Here is a 1,196-nt window from a genome sequence, read left to right as displayed (position 1 = left end):
CGAAGAGTGATACGAGATGCGGGAGAACCCCGCGGGATCAGTATGGGAACCGGTCGATGCCGCCGCCTGCGTAGACGACTACCCCATTTCGACGGGGCCGGTCGCGCCGCCGGTGCGTAGCCGTTCTCGATTTCGGTGTTCCCGACCGCGCTGAGCGATGTCGGGAACACCGAAATCGCATCCGGTCACCGCGTGTGCGACCGCTCCGGGACCGACCGGAACCAGTCCCCCACACGCGACACCAGCGCGGGATCTCCTGCAGCCGTGACGGATCCGTCCCGGACAGCGCGCGACCAATCGCCCCGACCGCGAGCCAGCGCCAGCAGTGCCGGGATCGACGGCTCGAGATACACGTAGCTCGAGTCGGCGGTTCTCGTCGGCGCGTCGGGCGGAGGGATCTGGTCGATCTGGTACGCCCTCGATCGTCCGGAGCGGGTGCGGGGCGCGGTCACGCTCGGGTCCGTCCCGCTGCTGCCCGGTGCTCGGATTCCCGTCGATGTCCGGGTCATGGCGACCCCCGTTCTCGGGCAACTGCTCGGCCGCATCGTGAAACCGGGTCGACGGATGCTGCTGCACCTGCTGTCCTCGGTGGGCGAAGGCGAGACCATCCGGCGGTACCCCGAGCTGCTCGACTCGCTCGTCGACGCGGCGCACGATCCCGTCGCGAGGGCAGCGAACGTTGCGGAGTTGCAGGCGATCCTGTCACCGTTCGGCACCCAGCGCGCCGCCAGGATCTGTCCGGATGTGCTGCGGCAGCTACACGTTCCCACGCTGATGATCTGGGGTGACCACGATCCCGTGGTCCCGGTCGAGGACGCCCGGGCCGTCGCGGCACTCGTACCGCACGCGCATCTGGAAGTGCTGGTCGCGGGACACGTGCCTCAGCTCGGCCATCCCGCACGGGTGGCGGCGCTGATCGAGGAGTTCGCCCACTCGATTCCGTGAGCAGCCCGCGGGACGCGATCAGTGCTTCAGGTGTTGCAGCCGTTCGTGTTCCGACAGTCCACCCCACACTCCGTGCGGTTCGCCGCTGAGTATCGCGTGGGTGCGGCACTCGGCCAGCACCGGGCAGTTCGCGCAGATGCGTTTCGCGACGACCTCGCGCCGCCTGCGGATGCTCGGTGGCTCGCCGTCCGGGGCGAAGAAGAAGTACTCGTCGGAGGTCCGGCAGTTGGCATGCTGCTGCCATCCGAGAC

3 protein-coding genes are annotated in these 1,196 nt (G+C 68.7%); 1 reads left to right on the top strand and 2 read right to left on the bottom strand.

All coding sequences use genetic code 11. The features are described from left to right. Window positions 1–185: 185 nt before the first annotated feature. Window positions 186–452: a hypothetical protein gene (locus R1101_RS0123875; RefSeq protein WP_016935675.1), complete on the bottom strand. Its 267-nt coding sequence runs from the start codon at window positions 450–452 to the stop codon at window positions 186–188. On the opposite strand from R1101_RS0123875, the gene R1101_RS28535 reads away from it, so the two are divergent. Continuing rightward, window positions 397–945, top strand: a complete 549-nt coding sequence (locus R1101_RS28535) for an alpha/beta fold hydrolase (RefSeq protein WP_332307023.1) — start codon at window positions 397–399, stop codon at window positions 943–945. The genes R1101_RS0123875 and R1101_RS28535 overlap by 56 nt on opposite strands. Before the next feature lie 18 nt (window positions 946–963). Here R1101_RS28535 and R1101_RS28530 read toward each other — a convergent pair. Then, a partial coding sequence (locus R1101_RS28530) for a WhiB family transcriptional regulator (RefSeq protein WP_016935673.1) occupies window positions 964–1,196 on the bottom strand: 233 nt, incomplete at its 5' end.

It is taken from the genome of Rhodococcus sp. R1101, assembly GCF_000278445.1.
GTDB classification, from domain to species: Bacteria; Actinomycetota; Actinomycetes; order Mycobacteriales; family Mycobacteriaceae; genus Rhodococcus; species Rhodococcus gordoniae.
This window is presented reverse-complemented; position numbering and strand designations above follow the sequence as displayed.